14 protein-coding genes are annotated in these 16,602 nt (G+C 60.3%); 13 read left to right on the forward strand and 1 reads right to left on the reverse strand.

What is annotated here, in order from left to right:
* Positions 1 to 264 precede the first annotated feature (264 nt).
* The 6 genes from BM438_RS02420 to BM438_RS02445 all read left to right on the forward strand — a co-directional run bounded on the left by BM438_RS02420 (position 265) and on the right by BM438_RS02445 (position 6,371).
* Positions 265 to 1,215: a branched-chain amino acid ABC transporter permease gene (locus BM438_RS02420; protein ID WP_093632711.1), complete on the forward strand. Its 951-nt coding sequence runs from the start codon at positions 265 to 267 to the stop codon at positions 1,213 to 1,215.
* Positions 1,216 to 1,232: 17 nt separating this feature from the next.
* The gene (locus tag BM438_RS02425; protein ID WP_093632712.1) at positions 1,233 to 2,402 is read left to right on the forward strand and encodes a branched-chain amino acid ABC transporter permease; all 1,170 of its coding nucleotides are present in this window, start codon (positions 1,233 to 1,235) and stop codon (positions 2,400 to 2,402) included.
* A 17-nt stretch (positions 2,403 to 2,419) separates the two neighbouring features.
* On the forward strand, positions 2,420 to 3,193 hold the full coding sequence (locus tag BM438_RS02430) for an ABC transporter ATP-binding protein (RefSeq protein ID WP_093632713.1): 774 nt from the start codon (positions 2,420 to 2,422) through the stop codon (positions 3,191 to 3,193).
* 17 nt (positions 3,194 to 3,210) lie between these two features.
* A complete protein-coding gene (locus BM438_RS02435; RefSeq protein WP_093632786.1) occupies positions 3,211 to 3,915 on the forward strand; it encodes an ABC transporter ATP-binding protein in 705 nt (234 codons plus the stop codon).
* 97 nt (positions 3,916 to 4,012) lie between these two features.
* The gene (locus BM438_RS02440) at positions 4,013 to 5,164 is read left to right on the forward strand and encodes a branched-chain amino acid ABC transporter substrate-binding protein (RefSeq protein WP_093632714.1); all 1,152 of its coding nucleotides are present in this window, start codon (positions 4,013 to 4,015) and stop codon (positions 5,162 to 5,164) included.
* Positions 5,165 to 5,216: 52 nt separating this feature from the next.
* Positions 5,217 to 6,371 carry a porin gene (locus BM438_RS02445; protein ID WP_093632715.1) on the forward strand — a complete coding sequence of 385 codons (1,155 nt, stop codon included), beginning with the start codon at positions 5,217 to 5,219 and terminating at the stop codon, positions 6,369 to 6,371.
* Positions 6,372 to 6,558: 187 nt separating this feature from the next.
* Here BM438_RS02445 and BM438_RS02450 read toward each other — a convergent pair.
* A protein-coding gene (locus BM438_RS02450; RefSeq protein ID WP_093632787.1) for an IS3 family transposase occupies positions 6,559 to 7,769 on the reverse strand; the annotation gives its coding sequence in 2 pieces (ribosomal slippage) (positions 6,559 to 7,451 and positions 7,451 to 7,769; 1,212 coding nt in all).
* 413 nt (positions 7,770 to 8,182) lie between these two features.
* On the opposite strand from BM438_RS02450, the gene BM438_RS02455 reads away from it, so the two are divergent.
* The 7 genes from BM438_RS02455 to BM438_RS02485 all read left to right on the forward strand — a co-directional run bounded on the left by BM438_RS02455 (position 8,183) and on the right by BM438_RS02485 (position 16,382).
* Complete coding sequence (locus tag BM438_RS02455) at positions 8,183 to 9,631, forward strand: site-specific integrase (protein WP_093632716.1); 1,449 nt, start codon at positions 8,183 to 8,185, stop codon at positions 9,629 to 9,631.
* Entirely contained in the window at positions 9,628 to 11,085 is a 1,458-nt protein-coding gene (locus BM438_RS02460; RefSeq protein WP_244179221.1) for an integrase, read from the forward strand. Before BM438_RS02455 ends, BM438_RS02460 begins: the two co-directional genes overlap by 4 nt.
* A 176-nt stretch (positions 11,086 to 11,261) precedes the next feature.
* Entirely contained in the window at positions 11,262 to 12,785 is a 1,524-nt protein-coding gene (gene istA / locus BM438_RS02465) for an IS21 family transposase (protein WP_093632717.1), read from the forward strand.
* A gap of 8 nt (positions 12,786 to 12,793) precedes the next feature.
* Positions 12,794 to 13,582 (forward strand): IS21-like element helper ATPase IstB, encoded by a 789-nt coding sequence (istB, locus tag BM438_RS02470; protein WP_091794129.1) that lies wholly within the window; start codon positions 12,794 to 12,796, stop codon positions 13,580 to 13,582.
* 105 nt (positions 13,583 to 13,687) lie between these two features.
* Positions 13,688 to 14,137: a hypothetical protein gene (locus tag BM438_RS02475; protein WP_244179222.1), complete on the forward strand. Its 450-nt coding sequence runs from the start codon at positions 13,688 to 13,690 to the stop codon at positions 14,135 to 14,137.
* Complete coding sequence (locus BM438_RS02480; protein WP_093632718.1) at positions 14,134 to 16,023, forward strand: integrase; 1,890 nt, start codon at positions 14,134 to 14,136, stop codon at positions 16,021 to 16,023. Before BM438_RS02475 ends, BM438_RS02480 begins: the two co-directional genes overlap by 4 nt.
* Positions 16,020 to 16,382: a hypothetical protein gene (locus BM438_RS02485; protein WP_093632719.1), complete on the forward strand. Its 363-nt coding sequence runs from the start codon at positions 16,020 to 16,022 to the stop codon at positions 16,380 to 16,382. Before BM438_RS02480 ends, BM438_RS02485 begins: the two co-directional genes overlap by 4 nt.
* Positions 16,383 to 16,602: the final 220 nt, after the last annotated feature.

Raw genomic sequence — 16,602 nt, forward strand, 5'->3', positions numbered from 1 at the left:
TGTTGAAGACGGCGAACATATCCAGAAATGTCATTTAGGATAGCAAAATGAAAAATGGCCTGAATAGGGCGTCCTGGGGACGCGGATCTGAAGAGCAGGCGCCATTTCCGGACGACGACCGAAAGCACGGCCCTCTGCTTGCGATTGCCGACAAATGAAAATTTGCAGCGGCCACTAATCAGCAAGCATCGGGGGTCTCATGTGAATGAGACCTCAGTGTGACGAGTGGGGCAGAACATCTTTAGTAGCTCTAGGAGGAGACAAATGGATATTTTTATCCAGCAGGTCATCAACGGACTTGTGCTTGGAAGCGTGTACGCCATCATTGCCCTCGGGTACACGATGGTCTATGGGATTCTCGGAATTATCAATTTCGCTCATGGCGATGTGTTGATGGTTGGGGCGATGGTCGCGCTTTCCGCCATAGGCGTGCTTCAGAACCACTTCCCCGGCCTTGGCAACGTGCCGACGCTCATCATTGCGCTGATCACCGCAGCTGTGGTTTGCGCGATCGTCGGTTATACGATCGAGCGCGTGGCTTACCGGCCGTTGCGCAGGGCGCCGCGTCTCGCCCCGCTCATCACCGCAATCGGCGTGTCGATTCTGCTGCAGACGCTGGCCATGATGATCTGGTCGCGCAATCCGCTGCCGTTCCCGCAGTTGCTGCCCACCGATCCTTTGAGCGTGGTGAATGCCACCGACACGACGCCGGGTGCTGTGATTTCGATGACCGAGGTCGTGATTATCGTCGTCGCGTTCCTCGTCATGGGCGGCCTTCTGCTGCTCGTGCACAAAACCAAGCTCGGCCGCGCCATGCGCGCCATCGCTGAAAACCCGGGCACTGCGTCGTTGATGGGCGTGAACCCGAACTTCGTGATCTCGGCCACCTTCATGATCGGCTCGGCGCTCGCCGCTCTCGCCGGCGTGATGACCGCATCGGAATATGGCAACGCACACTTTTATATGGGCTTTATCCCAGGTCTGAAGGCCTTTACCGCGGCGGTGCTAGGCGGGATCGGCAATCTCGGCGGGGCCATGGTGGGCGGCGTGCTGCTCGGCCTGATCGAACAGCTGGGGGCGGGTTATATCGGCAACCTGACGGGTGGTGTGTTCGGCAGTAGTTATCAGGACGTGTTCGCGTTCATCGTGCTCATCATTGTGCTCGTGTTCCGCCCGTCTGGCCTGCTCGGCGAGCGTGTCGCCGATCGTGCCTAAATCAGGAGACACGAATCATGACTTCCATCCAACGGATTGAACCGCCGGTGACCGCTATCCCTGAACGGCACCCCGCCAAGACGCTGACGGTCGGCGTCATCACGGCGGTCTTCGTGATCGCGGCGCCAATGATCATTGGCGCCGCTGGCGGCAACTACTGGGTCCGCGTGCTCGACTTTGCGATGCTTTACGTGATGCTAGCGCTGGGTCTTAACGTGGTGGTCGGCTTCGCCGGCTTGCTCGACCTGGGCTATATCGCGTTCTACGCGGTCGGCGCCTACACGTCCGCGCTGCTGAGTTCGCCGCACCTGTCGTCGCAGTTCGAGTGGATCGCACACCTCGCGCCGAACGGGCTGCATGTGCCGTTCCTGCTGATCGTGCCGTGCGCGATGGCGGTCGCCGCGTTCTTCGGTGTGATTCTCGGTGCACCGACGCTGCGTCTGCGGGGCGATTACCTCGCCATCGTGACGTTGGGCTTCGGGGAAATCGTGCGGATCTTCCTGAACAACCTCGACCGCCCGGTGAACATCACCAACGGCCCGAAGGGGATCACGGCGATCGACCCGGTGCACTTCGGCGACTTCAGCCTCGCGCAAACGCACACGCTGTTCGGCTTCCAGTTCCCCACGGTGTACTCGTATTACTACCTGTTCGTGATCGCGGCGTTGGCCGTGATCTGGGTGTGTTCGCGTTTGCAGCACTCGCGTATCGGCCGTGCATGGGCCGCGATCCGCGAAGACGAAATCGCCGCCAAGGCGATGGGCATCAACACCCGCAATGTGAAGCTGCTGGCGTTCGCGATGGGCGCGTCGTTCGGCGGTCTGTCGGGCGCGATGTTCGGCTCGTTCCAGGGCTTCGTGTCGCCGGAATCGTTCACGCTGCCGGAATCGATCGTGGTGCTGGCGTGCGTGGTCCTGGGCGGCATGGGCCACATTCCGGGCGTGATTCTCGGCGCGGTGCTGCTCGCGGTGTTGCCGGAATTCCTGCGCGCGACCGTAGGTCCGCTGCAGCACATGCTGTTCGGTCATGAAATTGTCGACACGGAAGTGATCCGTCAGCTGGTCTACGCACTCGCCATGGTGCTGATCATGCTGTATCGCTCTGAAGGTTTGTGGCCCTCACCCAAGCATGAAGACAAGATTGCGAAACTGACGAAGCGTGGCGGCAAGAAGCCGGTTCGCGCCTAAGCCGGGGAGAGAAAAAAATGAGCGACAACATTCGACTGTCGGTGAAGGGTGTCAACAAGCGCTTCGGCGGCTTGCGGGCGCTGTCCGACGTCGGGCTTGAAATCAAGTCCGGCCAGATTTACGGTTTGATCGGCCCGAACGGCGCCGGCAAGACGACCTTCTTCAACGTGATCACGGGCCTGTACACGCCGGATTCGGGCGAGTTCAAGCTCGACGGCACGCCGTACACGCCGACCGCGGTGTACCAGGTGGCGAAGGCCGGTATTGCGCGGACGTTCCAGAACATCCGTCTGTTCGGTGGCATGACCGCGCTGGAAAACGTGATGGTCGGCCGTCACGTGCGTACCAAACACGGCCTGCTCGGCGCGGTGTTCCAGACGCCGTCCGAACGCAAGGAAGAGCGCGAGATCAAGGAGCGCGCGATCGAACTGCTGGAGTATGCGGGCATTGCGCAGTACGCGGACTACACGTCGCGCAACCTGTCGTACGGCCACCAGCGTCGGCTGGAAATCGCCCGTGCGCTGGCAACCGATCCGAAGCTGCTCGCGCTGGACGAACCGGCGGCCGGCATGAACGCGACCGAAAAGGTCGAGCTGACCAAGCTGCTCGACAAGATCCGCGCCGACGGCAAGACGATTCTGCTGATCGAGCACGACGTGAAGCTCGTGATGGGTCTGTGCAACCAGATGACGGTGCTCGACTACGGCAAGGTGATTGCGCAAGGGCTGCCGCAAGACGTGCAGAAGGATCCGAAGGTGATCGAAGCTTATCTGGGTGCGGGAGTCCACTGATGTCCACGACGCAAGCAATGTTGAAAATCAAGGGCCTGCAGGTCAATTACGGCGGCATCCAGGCTGTGAAGGGCATCGACCTCGAAGTTGGGCAGGGCGAGCTGGTCACGCTGATCGGCGCGAACGGCGCGGGCAAGACCACGACGATGAAGGCGATCACGGGGCTCAAGCCGTATGCCGCAGGCGACATCGAGTACATGGGTCAGTCGATCAAGGGCGTGCCTCCGCACGAGCTTCTGAAGCGCGGCCTCGCGATGGTGCCGGAAGGTCGCGGTATCTTCGCGCGCATGTCGATCGTCGAGAACATGCAGATGGGCGCGTATCTGCGAAGCGACAACGACGGCGTGAAGGCCGACGTTGATCGCATGTTCGGTTTCTTCCCGCGTCTGAAGGAGCGCGCCACGCAGTACGCGGGCACGCTCTCAGGCGGCGAACAGCAGATGCTGGCGATGGCGCGTGCGATCATCTCTCGTCCCAAGCTGTTGCTGCTGGATGAACCGTCGATGGGCTTGTCGCCGATCATGGTCGAGAAGATCTTCGAAGTGGTGCGCGCAATTTCCGGCGAAGGCATGACCGTGCTGCTCGTCGAGCAGAACGCGCGTCTTGCGCTGCAGGCGGCGAATCGCGGTTACGTGATGGACTCGGGTCTGGTCACGATGTCGGGCGACGCGAAGAAGATGCTGGATGATCCCAAGGTACGGGCGGCGTATCTCGGAGAGTAGGGCGAGCAAAGCGTTGAAACAAAGAGAAAAGCAGCACCGAAGCCTGAGCGATGTTTTAACCGGGATTAACCCGAACCTCACGTCAAAGGAGTAGCACATGCGTAACTTCAGTAGCCTGTTCGTGCGTAGTCTGTTCGCCGCAGGGATTATCTCTGCGGCTCCGAGCCTTGCATTTGCCGACACCACGGTAAAAGTAGGGTTCGCGGCACCGTTGACAGGTCAATATGCCGCCTATGGAAAGGACCTGCAGTATGGTGTTCAACTTGCCATTGAAGACGCCAAGGCAAAGGGCATCAGGATCAATGGCCAGCCGGTGAACTTTGAATTGGTCGCCGAGGATGACCAGGGCGATCCGCGCGTGGCGGTGCAGGTGGGCCAGATGCTTATCGACAAGGGTTGCAACTTTATTGTCGGGCACTTCAACTCCGGTGCAACGATTCCGGCTTCAGCTCTATACGAAAAGGCCGGTATCCCGGACGTCAATCCGACTTCGACCAATCCGTCTCTGAACCAGCGCGGGTTCAAGAACCTTTTCTCAACGATTACGAATGACGCCCAGAACTCGGGAGCAGCTGCGCGCTACGCGGTCAATGTGCAGAAGGCCAAGCGCATCGCCATCATCGACGACCGCACAGCGTTCGGACAAAACCAGGCAGACGACTTCGAGCGTATTGCGAAGGCTGCAGGTGGCAATGTCGTAGCTCATGAGTATACCTCGAACACGGCCGTCGATTTCCGGCCGCAATTGACGAAGATCAAAGGACTCACCCCCGATCTCTTTTATGTGTCGACCAGCAATCCGCAGGCAGCGCTGATCTTCAAGCAGATGCGCTCGCTCGGCCTACGGGCAACGTACGTCGGCGGTGGCGGCGTGAATACGAGCGAATTCGTCAGCCTCACGGGAAGCAGTTCGGAAAGCGCCTATGCATGGGAGCCCGGCCGTCCGCTCGAGTCCAACGCGGCAGGTAAGGACTTCGCTGCTCGCTTCAAGAAGCGCTTTGGAGTAGACGTTCTGGCGTACGCGCAATTTGGGTACGACTCTGCCTCGGTTGCAATCAAAGCCATGCAGGAAGCTAACGACACATCGCCTGCTGCCATTCGCGGCAAGTTGCAGACCGTTCAGTATGAAGGCGTAACAGGGCCGATTAGCTTCAGTCCAGACGGCTCCCGAAAGGATGCCGCATCGACGCTGTACCAGGTGAAGAACGGTAAGTGGGTGCCGGTTCATACCGAAACGGCTGGATCCTAAGAAATACGCGATAGTCACCATCGCATGACATCATAAAATTAAGGATAACAAAATGAAAGATTTCAGGTTTGGAACCTGTGTCGCCGGCGTGGCCATGTCGTTGATTGGCAGCGTGGCCCATGCACAATCGTCCGTTACACTCTACGGCGTTATCGACGAAGGCATTGACTACGTGAGCAACAGTGGCGGCCACTCGCTTTGGCGTATGCGCGACGGCACATACGACGGTGTTTTCGGGAGCCGTTGGGGTTTGCGGGGCACCGAAGATCTCGGCGGCGGCCTGAGTGCAATTTTCAAGCTGGAGAACGGTTTCAGCTTGGAGAACGGCCAACTAAGACAGGGTGGGCTTGAGTTTGGCCGACAGGCATACGTTGGTCTATCGCACGCAACATATGGTACTTTGACCATGGGCCGTCAATACGATTCGGTTGTAGACTTCCTTCAGCCAGTCACCGCGCCAGGCACCTTCGGCGGCTACTTCTGGCACTCGGGTGATATTGACAATACGGCCAACTCGTTCCGGGTGAACAACTCCGTGAAGTACGCCAGCCCAACTTTCGCCGGACTCCAATTCGGAGGGATGTACTCATTCACAAACACAAACGCCCCTGGCCGAGGCACTACCGGCATGTGGAGCATTGGCGCCACGTACTCACTTAGCGGTTTGACTATTGCCGGTGCTTACGAGTACGCCAAGAATCCGGCGGTTTTGTTTGCCGATGGCAACTTCGTGGCCAACACGACTGGTGCCGCCATCGGGGCTGCCGGGCCTTTCAGCTATGTTGGCAATCCGGCAAACGAACAGATCTTTGGCGCTGGTGCAACATATAAACTGGGCAAGGCCTTGCTTGGCCTTGACTATACGAACACCAAGTTCAATGACGCTAATGGCTCGACAGCAATTGTAAGGTTTGAAAACTATGAGGCGTTTGCGCAATACAACCTTACTCCTGTCTTATCGGTAGGAGGAGCATACACTTACACTCATGGTAGTGTTGGCTACAACCAAACCGTTCCTGTCTATCACGAGGTCGCTTTGACGACGACGTACTCGTTGTCGAAACGCACTAGTTTCTATGCGATGGCAGCGTGGCAAAAGGCGGCCGCTGGGGCTACACAAGCGGCCCTGTTCGACGGGGTCGTTGGGGACGCGTCGACCAATAACCATCAGATTGCCGCACGTATCGGGATGTACACGAAGTTTTAAATTCATAGCGATTGTGATCGGCCGGTCCTGCATCGGCCGTCTTCCTTGACCGGACGTTGTCCGACGGCAATGAGAGAATTCACGTTTGTGCATTTCCAGTTCGGGGTACGGATGAATCGCCATTTCTTGTTGGCGCGTTGGTTGATGTGATCCCGGTGGATTTGCCCCCGTACTTCCGGACACCACCTCACACTTGAGTTGATGAATCGGTTCTGCGCCTGAACTCGCGTGGCGAGCGATATTTCAGTGCACTGTGGGGATGCTGCTCGTTGTAATGCTCGAACGCGACGGCGAGGTTGCGCGCTGCGGTCGCGGCGTCCGGCTTGGGCATGAATGCCACGTAGTCACGCTTCATCGTCTTCACGAAGCTTTCTGCCATGCCGTTACTTTGCGGGCTGCACACCGGTGTAGTCAATGGCTTCAGGCCAATGCCAGACGCGAAGGCCCTGGTCCTTTCCGCCGTGTACCCCGAGCCGTTGTCCGTCAGCCATTCGATTTCCGACGGCGCCTTAAGGACGTTGCCAAAGCGGTTCTCGACGGCAGCCAGCATCACGTCACGCACCACATCGCCGCTGTGGCCGCCGGTCGTCGCCGCCCAACTCATTGCTTCACGGTCACAGCAATCCAGCGCAAACGTCACGCGCAATGGTTCGCCGTTGTCGCAGCGAAACTCAAAGCCGTCAGAACACCAGCGCTGGTTGCTCTTCGCCACTGCGACCTTGCCATCATGCCGACGTTCAGGTCGTGGGGGAGCGGGTCTGCGTTGTAGCAGCAAGCCGTGAACGCGCATCACCCGATACACACGTTTGGCATTGACGGGAGCAGCACCTCGGCCCTCCCGCTGACGACGCAACATGCCCCAGACTCGACGATAACCATAGCTCGGCAGGTCAGTGACGGTCAGCCGTATATCTTCGACCAGCCCGGCATCGTCCGTCTTCCTTGCGCTGCGTCCATCCTGCCAGTCGGCAGGACGTGCAAGCCTCGCCGTCACGTTTGAGCGCGCTACACCGAGAACGTCGCAGACCTGCTTCACTGGTCGTCCCCCGGCAATGATGGTGAGCACGCAATCCATTTTCGCGACTTCGCTACCTCCACCGCTTCACGAAGAATCTCGTTCTCCATGGTCTTCTTTCCTAGCAAGCGCTGCAGTTCCCTGATTTGTTTCAGCGCATCGCTCAACTCGGACGCCGGGACCACTTCCTCGCCGGCGCTGACTGCCGACAGGCTGCCGTCCTGATACAGCTTGCGCCAGTGAAACAGCTGATTCGGATTGACGCCGTGCTGGCGTGCAACCATCGAGACCGATTTGCCCGGCTCGAAACTCTCTCGTACCATCGTCAGCTTTTCTTCCGCTGACCATCGCCGCCGGCGCTCCGGCCCCGTCAACACTTCCATCACTTCTTGCTTGTTGTTAGTCAAAAACACAGTCGTATGCCTACCCGCTATTGTAAGTGGGAGACTGTGTCCGGAGTTTCAGGGGGCCGCTCCACCCGGGGGGGCAGTGGGTCAAGCAATGACTCTCCGCAGCCAATAGGCGTGTAACGATCGGGACCGAACCTCGAGCGGTTCTCATAGACTGCAGACCTTGTTTTGCGCATCGGCGCGAGTTCTCGGGTGCCAGCAATGCGATCCACGAACGACGCCCTTCAGAGGCTGGTGGCGGGGGGCGTGAGTTGTGATAGTGATGCGGGTCAGCGGAGGTCCGCCGGCATTTTCCAGGGAATATGCGCAAGTAAAGAACGATTTCCTGATACTCGCAGGCTGTGTTAAAGCGGACACCCGCACAAACACAGCAGAGGATCTGGACGATGACGGCAAGACGAACGACCATCCGGCAATTGCCGCTGACCGAGGTCGTTGACCGCGACACGCCCGGCGCGACGCCGGTCAGTATCACCACACCCGAGGGCGGCACCATCTATCACACGGTCCCGCTCGCAGACTTCTACACCGGCAAGCGACGCGACGCCCGCCCGCAGTGGGTCGCAGGCACCTTCCCTCTCTTTCCTGTTGTCCGGCTCACTGACGGCGCGCCATGGGCCGAGGCGAACATCTGGCTCATCGATATGATGGAGTTGAAGGCGTCGCCGAACATGCTGACGTTCGCCAGCATCGCTGACGACCTGGTGGCGTTCCGTCGTTATCTGGATGACGAGGGCATCGACTGGCTGACGTTCCCCGTGAACAAGCGGCAACGTCCGACCTACCGCTATAGCGCCTCGATCAAGCTCGCCGTGCAGGCAGGCGAACTGTCTCCTGGCGTCGCCAGGCGTCGTATGGGCGCCGTGGTGCGCTTCTATCGCTGGCTCGTGACCGAAGCAGCCTTCCGCCCGGCGAACGCGCCGTGGGTCGAATCTGACCGGCTCATCGAGTTCAAGGACAGGAAGGGCTTTAGCAGCGTGATCGAGGTCAAGACCACCGACCTGTCGATCAGTGGTCGGCGCGCAGAAGACCCGTGGGACGATCACATTCAGGATGGCGGCCGTCTGCGCCCGCTCCCCGCGTCCGAGCAGTCAGTGCTGCTTGAGTCGTTAGCCGCTCTCCGCAACACGGAGATGACGCTTGTTCATCTGTTCGCGCTGTTGACGGGCGCTCGCACCCAGACTGTACTGACCGTGCGTGCGAAACACGTGGCGCGCAAGCCGGGCGAGTTTCATGGCGACGACGTCCGTCTCGCCTGCGGGCCGGGCACAGGCATCGACACGAAGGGCGCGGTCAAGGGCGTATTGCACCTGCCGCGCGGTTTCTATGAGCGGCTGTACATCTACGTGCATAGCGATCGTGCACGCAGGCGTCGCCAACTGGCAAACGGCGGCGATCACTTCGACCAGCCACTCTTTCTGAGCCATCACGGTGCGCCGCTCTACGAGCATCGCGAGTCGCGCGCCCCGGTCAGCACTGGCCCGCAGGTGCGTCGCCACGTCAAGACCGGGCAGGCCGTGCGCCAGTTCATCAGGGACGAACTGTTGCCCATGATGCGCGTGCGGCTCGCCAACCCCAGGTACGAGTTCAGCTTCCACGACCTGCGCGCGACCTTCGGGTTGAACATGGTCGACGCCATGACAGCGAACGGGACGAAGTACACGCGGGCGCTCGATCAGTTGCGGCAGTTGATGTGGCACGTACAACCGTCAATGACCGAGCGCTATCTCGCTTACCGCGAGAATCGCAAGCTGTTCGACGCAGTGCAGGATGGCTGGGGCGCACACCTGTCGACGCTGGTCGCGCGCACGCTCGACACTATGGTGGCAGCATGAGCCGCCAGTACGAGGAAGTGCGCATGCCGCTCGCGGAGGGCGCGACGCTGCTGCACCCCGAGCGCGCGCTGCTCAGGTGGGAAGGCATTGATGGCCGTGCCGATATCGGGCAGATCTGCTACCTGAAGCGTGACACGTCGAGGCCGCAGCGCTCGCGACGCATTTTCGACGTTACAAGCTTCAGTAGCGAACGCGCCAGGGTCGTACGCCTGCTGGTGGCGCAGCTTTCCGGGCGGATGACACTTGGCGCGATGCGTCCGAAGACAGTTCACCGCGCTCTGCGCGTCGTGCTTGATTTCGCGAACTGGTCCGACAGGCAGGGCTTGCATCAGGTACTCTGTGACGAGAAGGCTACCGCGGAGGCGGTTCATCGCTACTTCCGTGAGAAGCGAGAACAGGTCTCGCTGAGTAACGTGAACCGCAATTCCGTAGCCATCGATCAGCGTAATCTGTTGTCGATGCTACGTGAGTTCTTCAGCAATGACGACTTCTGTGCCAATGTGTTAGTGCTGCGCCAGCAACGGGAAGCTTCTGTGCCGACCGCTGTGCCTGACGCTCAAGCACAAGCCGACCTGCTCGCGTGGGCTGACGCGCTCTTCAGCAGCATCAGCAGGTTGGTGCTCGACTTCAAGCCATACCCGGTGCGCGTGACCACGGTGCGAGGTGAGAATCTTTGCCTTGTTCCGCACATCTACGGCCGTAGTGACGGAGACGACTCGCGCGGCCTCTTTGGCTGGAATCTGGAGACAGGAGAGCCGCGCACACGGGAGGAACTCAGGACGCGTATGGCTGGGGCAGGAGCTAAAACTCCTCGCGAGAGTTCGTGGAGCATCGCCAGGCTAACGGCTAAAAATCTTGCGGCAGCGAACGCGGACGCGCAGTCGCCGATCCGACGCTCGCACGCTTCGATAGCGGCATCTTGCTTCGCCGCGCTGTTTCTGGCCGAAACGGGCATCAACCTCGCACAACTGCTGGCCATGAAGTGGAGCCCGGAGCTTGCCGCGAGCCTTATGGATGCGTCGATTGCGCGTCAGAAGTTTCGTGAGGTCAAGTATCGGGCAGGCGGGAAGGAAGTGACGTTCACCGTCTCGCTGGGCTTCATGCCAAAGCTCAAGGCGTATCTGGCGTTGCGCGAGTATCTGGTGCAGGACGCAGACTGCGACGCGTTGTTGGTCGTAGTCGGGCATCATGCCCAGTTGCGGCGGCTAACTGGTCTCTCAACACAATTCCTGGAACGGCTTTACCGTCGACTCGACACGCTCGGGATCGTGCTGCCGCGTATTAGCGCACGTCAGTGGCGTGCGGCAAAGCAGGATTGGGCGGTGAGCAACCACGACCCTCTCGTCGCAGCCAGGCTGATGGGGCACTCGCTGGCCACGGCGCTGCGCTCATACTCGAACGGCACGGATGCTGTGAATTTCCGGCATATAGGCGCCATTTCGTTTTCGGCGTAATGGCGCCACCGGATTTCCGGCGTAATGGAGCCACGGCGTTTTCGGCGTAAAGGCGCCAGTAGTTTTCCGGCGTAATGGCGCCACCCAGATGACGAGCAGCGAGGGTTCGAACTTCATTGATCGGCTAGACTCCCGGCCTTTTGCCGGGAGAGGCCGTGGCCAATCGGAGGTTCGAGATGTACCAATACCGACAGATCCTGGTGCGCATGCGCCGAGGCGACTCTGACCGGGATATCGCACGATCGAAGACCATGGGGCGCAAGAAGATCGCGCAGGTGCGGGAGATTGCCGCCAGGAACGGATGGTTGGCGCGTGAAGCGGTTTTGCCCGACGAACACGTAATGGCCGCTTTCCTGGATCGCAAAGAGGCTCCGCTACCATCGAGCTGCGTCTCAACATTGGAACCGTGGCGGGAGCAGATCACCAGGTGGCGGGCAACCGGAGTTCAATGCACGACGATCCACGCCACGCTGGTTCGCAACCACGGGTACGGCGGCAGCTATTCGTCGGTCTATCGTTTCCTTCTGCATATAGACGCATCGCGCACGCCCGACGTGCCGCTGCGCCTGGAATTCAAGCCGGCCGAAGCGGCACAGGTTGATTTCGGCGCCGGTCCGATGATGACCGACGCGCTCACCGGCGAGATCCACAAGACGTGGTTCTTCGTCATGACCCTCGCCTGGTCGCGCCACCAATATGTTGAGTTTGTCCGAGACCAGACGGTAGCGACCTGGCTGGGATGTCACCGGCGCGCCTTCGAGGCATTTGGTGGTGTGCCGGCTCGGGTCATCATCGACAATTGTAAATGTGCGATCACGCGCGCGTGCTATTACGAGCCCGAGGTGCAACGCGCGTACGGCGAGTGCGCAGAAGGATACGGTTTCAAGATTGATGCTTGTCCGCCAAGGGATCCGCAAAAAAAAGGAATCGTGGAATCGGGCGTCAAATTTGTGAAGCGAGGCTTCTTGCCCTTACGCGAGTTTCGTGGCGTGGCTGACGCCAATCGCCAGGTACACGCGTGGGTAATGAACGAAGCCGGCAACCGCATTCACGGTACGACCCGCGAGATGCCCCTCAAGCGCTTCGCGGAAGTCGAACGAAGCCTGCTGATCAGCTTGCCGGACGTGCCGCCGGAGCTCGTCGTGTGGGCGAAGGCCAAGGTGCACCGCGACGCTCATGTCCAGTTCGAGCAGAGTTTTTATTCGGTCCCGTATAGGCTGGTCGGCGAGGAACTGTGGCTCAAGGCGACCGACACCATGGTGACGCTGTATCGCGGGCAGGAATCGGTCGCAGCTCACGCCCGCCTTACTCGCGCAGGCGGCCGTCGCACGGTAGACGATCATCTGCCATCCGCTGCCCAGGCGTGGCAACTGCAGGACACCCAGTGGTGCCTGGCAGCTGCGGAGCAGATCGGGCCTGCCTGCTATGCCCTGGTTCAGGCGCTCTTCGGCGATAAAGTCTTAATCAAGATGCGCTCGGTGCAAGGCGTTTTGCGGCTTAAACAGAAGTATGGAGCAGTCCGCCTTGAAGCTGCCTGCTCGCGCGCCAACCACTACGGAACGCCGCACTACACGGCCGTTAAAACCATTCTGCAAAAGGGATTGGATCAGCTGACGCTGTTAAATGCCTTTGATGCGCTGGCGAGCACCTACACCGAAGGGGGCCGTTTCTGCCGCAACACACAAACCATTCTCCAATAAGGCCGGCCATGCATCCCATTCCTGAACTGACTCCACTGCTTAAACAGCTGCGCTTGTCCGGCATCCTCGATTCGCTGGAAGCGCGAAACCGCGAGGCCATCGATCGCAAGCTCGCCTTCACCGAATTCCTTTCGCTGCTCATTCACGACGAAGTAGCCAGGCGCGATAACAAGAAGCTCAGCCTGCGCATGCGACGCGCCAACTTCCGCAGCCAGAAGACGCTTGAAGGATTCGACTTCGACCGGCTACCAGGGCTGAATCGATCCGCTATCCATGATCTCGCCACGTGCCGATTTATTGACGAGAAGGTGGCGGTCCTGATTGCCGGGCCTTGCGGAACGGGGAAAAGCCATCTTGCGCAAGCCCTCGGACACGCTGCAGCTCGGCAAGGACACGATGTGCTGTTCTCAACACAAAGCCAATTATTAGCAAGCCTGCGCAGCGCGGCAGCCGTGGGCACTTACGACCGTCGTTTCCAGTATCTCGCCAAGCTTCCACTTCTGATCATTGACGACTTTGGTCTTAAGCCGCTGCGTTCGCCAGACGATGAAGACTTCCACGACCTGATCGCCGAGCGTTATGAGCGCGCAGCAACAATTTTAACTTCGAATCTGGACTTTCCAGAATGGGGGGAAGCATTCCCAGGTAACAAGATGATCGGCGCGGCAACCCTCGACCGCCTGCGTCACGGCGCTCACAAAATCGTCCTCGACGGTGAGAGCTATCGCGGACTAAAACCGGGCGTCGAAACACTCAGAACCGAGCTTGCAAAAGGAGGCAAAATCAAGCAACCTTGATCCCCGTTCGAGCCCTCGAATTGCGCGTTTCCAGTGGCGTCATTACGGCGAAAATGCCCGGCGCCATTACGCCGAAAGGTGACAGATGCCGCGCACAAGGCCGAGATGGGCGCGTTCCTCGCTTCGGTCGAGAGGACCGTGCTCAAGCCCGGCAACGACCCGGCGGGCAGCATCAGGAGCGCGGTGGGCGTCTGCATCGAGTTCCACAAGCCTGCGCCGATCGCCGCATCGGTCTCCGTCCAGCCTGACTGCCGCTCGACCGAAGGGTGTCTCTTCTGCGACCAGTACCGCGTGCACGCTGACGCCGCCGACATCCGCAAGCTGCTGAGCTGCCGTCACTGCGTCAGGCTCGTGAGCGGGCGTGCTGACTCGATCGAGCAGTACGACACATCGTTCGGCGCCGTGCTGCGGCGCGTTGACTTCCTCCTGTTTGAACTGCGCAAGCGCGACGCCGCGCTGGTCGATCACATCGAGCAGGACGTTGATGTCGCAGGGAATCTGGACGCTTTCTGGTCGGCCAGGCTCGACCAGCTTTTCGAATTGGGAGTGGCATGAACAACACACTGATTGTGCCGATCGCTGACCGCCCCGACTGGTACCGTGTCGAGGACGATACGGTCGTCACGCGCGATACGGCAGGGAAGACTGTTTCGCTGTTTGGTGACGACGCATGGAACGTCCGTGCATACGCGGTTGGGCTGCGCTGGACCCATATCTATTTCAGAGGCCACCTGCCTGACGGCGCGAGCCGTGCCCTTTCAGAGGCGACGACGCGTCAGTGGAAGCAGGTCATGTACTTTCTGATGCACGAAGCGACCGATACGGTACCTGCGTCCAGTACGCTTCAAGTTCGTTCAGCATACCTGAGGGAGTTCACGTTCTTTGCCGCCGTACGTCAGCTAACGCTCTACGAGGGTTTGTGCAACGTCGCCGTTGTTCTGGACTATGCGGCGCGACCCGCGATGGAGGCGAAGGCCGTGCGCCTTCATTCGATCCTGGTGAAGCTTCACCGTCTGGGCGTCGAGACGACGGGGCTGCGCGTACCATTGGCCCAACTGCACAAGCCGCTGCTCGAACGCTTCGCGCAACACGCTGGATACTCGCAACACCCTGTCATCCCGACGCGGATCTACCAGCATTTCCTATCAACCTGTGAGCATGACCTCGGCGTCGCTGAGGGTGTCGCTGACGTGCTGTCGGACCACCTCGCACGACTATACGGCGGCAAGCGTCCCGGCGTGCCTGCGGCGCTGGCAACTGCTGCTGCGCACTTCGGGTGCAAGGACTCCCCTTACGTCATGCGCGCGCTTGTGGCGTCGATCAGGGCGTTATGTCAGCTTGTCATCCTGTCATTCACCGGCATGCGTGCGATGGAAGCGGAGAACCTCCCGTACGACTGCCTGAGCGAGACCCGGCTGGATGGCGTGACCCACTACGCCATCGAGGGCATCACGACCAAGCTGTCGGGCGGTCGTCCCAGGCGCGCATGCTGGGTGACCAGTCCGCTCGCTGCCCGTGCTATCAGGCTCGCGCAACGGCTGTCGGGCGAGGCGCACCGTGCGCACGGCGCACACGGCTATGCCGAATCGACGGACGGTTCGCACCTGCTGTTCTGCCGGATGGGTCTGAGTCAGAGTTATGGGTACGTGGCAAACCGGGCGGCAAGTAATGTACATGACGATATCGAAGCCTTTCGTGAGCGCGTCTTCCCGACGATCACGGCCGAGGACATCGCAGAGCTGAAGCGTGTCGACATGCACCGCGCGTGGGAAGACGAGTCGAAGTATGCGCTTGGGCAGCAGTGGCCGTTCACGCGCCATCAGCTTCGCCGCGCGCTCGCGCTGTACGCGCACCGCAGCGGACTCGTGACGCTGCCGACGCTCAAGCGTCAACTGCAGCACATCACGCAGGAGATGAGCATGTACTACGCTCGTGGCTCGGCATTCGCGAAGGGCTTCATCGACACCGACAAGACCCACTTCGCGAAGGAATGGGCCGGGGCACAGGGCCTGTCCGAGTACCTTGCGTACGCCGAGCAGGTTCTGTTCTCTGACGAGCGGCTGTTTGGCGGGCACGCCGCGTGGACACAAAGCCGTGCCGTGCAGGCCTCGCCTGTGTCGGTCTACTCGCGCGAGCAGACGGTCAGGATGTTCGAGAAGGGCGAGCTGGCGTACCGCGAGACAGTGCTGGGCGGCTGCGCCAGTGTCGAGCAGTGCAAGTCGACGCCGATCGACTGGATCCGTCTGGATTGCCTTGAATCGAACTGCCGTAACCTCGTGGTCGTGCCGTCAAAGCTTCAGCGCGTGATCAAGGCGCAGCAGACTACGGTCGAGAAGCTGCGCGCGGTCGATGATGCGAGCGTCGAATACCGTATCGAGGCCCAGACGCTGCAACGACTGCTTGACGCGCAGAAGAAACTGATCAAACCGGAGGCGGCATGAGCGACGCCGTGACCGACTACTACGCGGCCCTTGAGCGGCTGAAGAAACGCAAAGGTGTGCGTATCAACAATGACACCGTGGCGATCGAGGCGGGCCGCAAGAAGGGCAGCATCAAGAAGTCGCGCGCGCAGTTCACCGAACTGATCGCAGCGATCGACGCGGCCAGCGCCGTAGCCGAGCGCCCGAAGCTCGAACTGACCGACCGTCTGAACCGCGCGAAGGGTGACGCGAAAGATCTGCAGGCACAGCTTGACGAGTCGCTGGCTCGTGAACTCTCACTGCTGCGCCAGGTGTTCAGCCTGCGCAAGGAACTGGACGCACTGCGTGGCGGTAGCGTCCTGCCCTTGCAGCCGCGCTAGATCGGGGGCGGGCGTCTTCGCTTAAAACGGGCGCCTGGGCTGCTTCGTCGGCAACGACTTGATGTTCGGGAAGGTTCCCGGTACGGCTCACCTCACGTAGTGACGCATCAAATTCCATTGCGGTTCTGTGATGACACCGCTGAACCGGTCAAGGGCGGGCGCAGCCCGGCGAAGTGAACCCTTGACGCGCGATGGTTTGACACGCTCTAGCATGGTCGGA

The sequence above is a fragment of the Paraburkholderia aspalathi genome (assembly GCF_900116445.1).
GTDB classification, from domain to species: Bacteria; Pseudomonadota; Gammaproteobacteria; order Burkholderiales; family Burkholderiaceae; genus Paraburkholderia; species Paraburkholderia aspalathi.

What these genes read in the sequence shown, in the direction of transcription:
- BM438_RS02420 (WP_093632711.1), top strand. Translation starts at nt 265, where the DNA reads ATGGATATTTTTATCCAGCAGGTCATCAACGGACTTGTGCTTGGAAGC.
- BM438_RS02425 (WP_093632712.1), top strand. Translation starts at nt 1,233, where the DNA reads ATGACTTCCATCCAACGGATTGAACCGCCGGTGACCGCTATCCCTGAA.
- BM438_RS02430 (WP_093632713.1), top strand. Translation starts at nt 2,420, where the DNA reads ATGAGCGACAACATTCGACTGTCGGTGAAGGGTGTCAACAAGCGCTTC.
- BM438_RS02435 (WP_093632786.1), top strand. Translation starts at nt 3,211, where the DNA reads ATGTTGAAAATCAAGGGCCTGCAGGTCAATTACGGCGGCATCCAGGCT.
- BM438_RS02440 (WP_093632714.1), top strand. Translation starts at nt 4,013, where the DNA reads ATGCGTAACTTCAGTAGCCTGTTCGTGCGTAGTCTGTTCGCCGCAGGG.
- BM438_RS02445 (WP_093632715.1), top strand. Translation starts at nt 5,217, where the DNA reads ATGAAAGATTTCAGGTTTGGAACCTGTGTCGCCGGCGTGGCCATGTCG.
- BM438_RS02455 (WP_093632716.1), top strand. Translation starts at nt 8,183, where the DNA reads ATGACGGCAAGACGAACGACCATCCGGCAATTGCCGCTGACCGAGGTC.
- BM438_RS02460 (WP_244179221.1), top strand. Translation starts at nt 9,628, where the DNA reads ATGAGCCGCCAGTACGAGGAAGTGCGCATGCCGCTCGCGGAGGGCGCG.
- istA (WP_093632717.1), top strand. Translation starts at nt 11,262, where the DNA reads ATGTACCAATACCGACAGATCCTGGTGCGCATGCGCCGAGGCGACTCT.
- istB (WP_091794129.1), top strand. Translation starts at nt 12,794, where the DNA reads ATGCATCCCATTCCTGAACTGACTCCACTGCTTAAACAGCTGCGCTTG.
- BM438_RS02475 (WP_244179222.1), top strand. Translation starts at nt 13,688, where the DNA reads ATGGGCGCGTTCCTCGCTTCGGTCGAGAGGACCGTGCTCAAGCCCGGC.
- BM438_RS02480 (WP_093632718.1), top strand. Translation starts at nt 14,134, where the DNA reads ATGAACAACACACTGATTGTGCCGATCGCTGACCGCCCCGACTGGTAC.
- BM438_RS02485 (WP_093632719.1), top strand. Translation starts at nt 16,020, where the DNA reads ATGAGCGACGCCGTGACCGACTACTACGCGGCCCTTGAGCGGCTGAAG.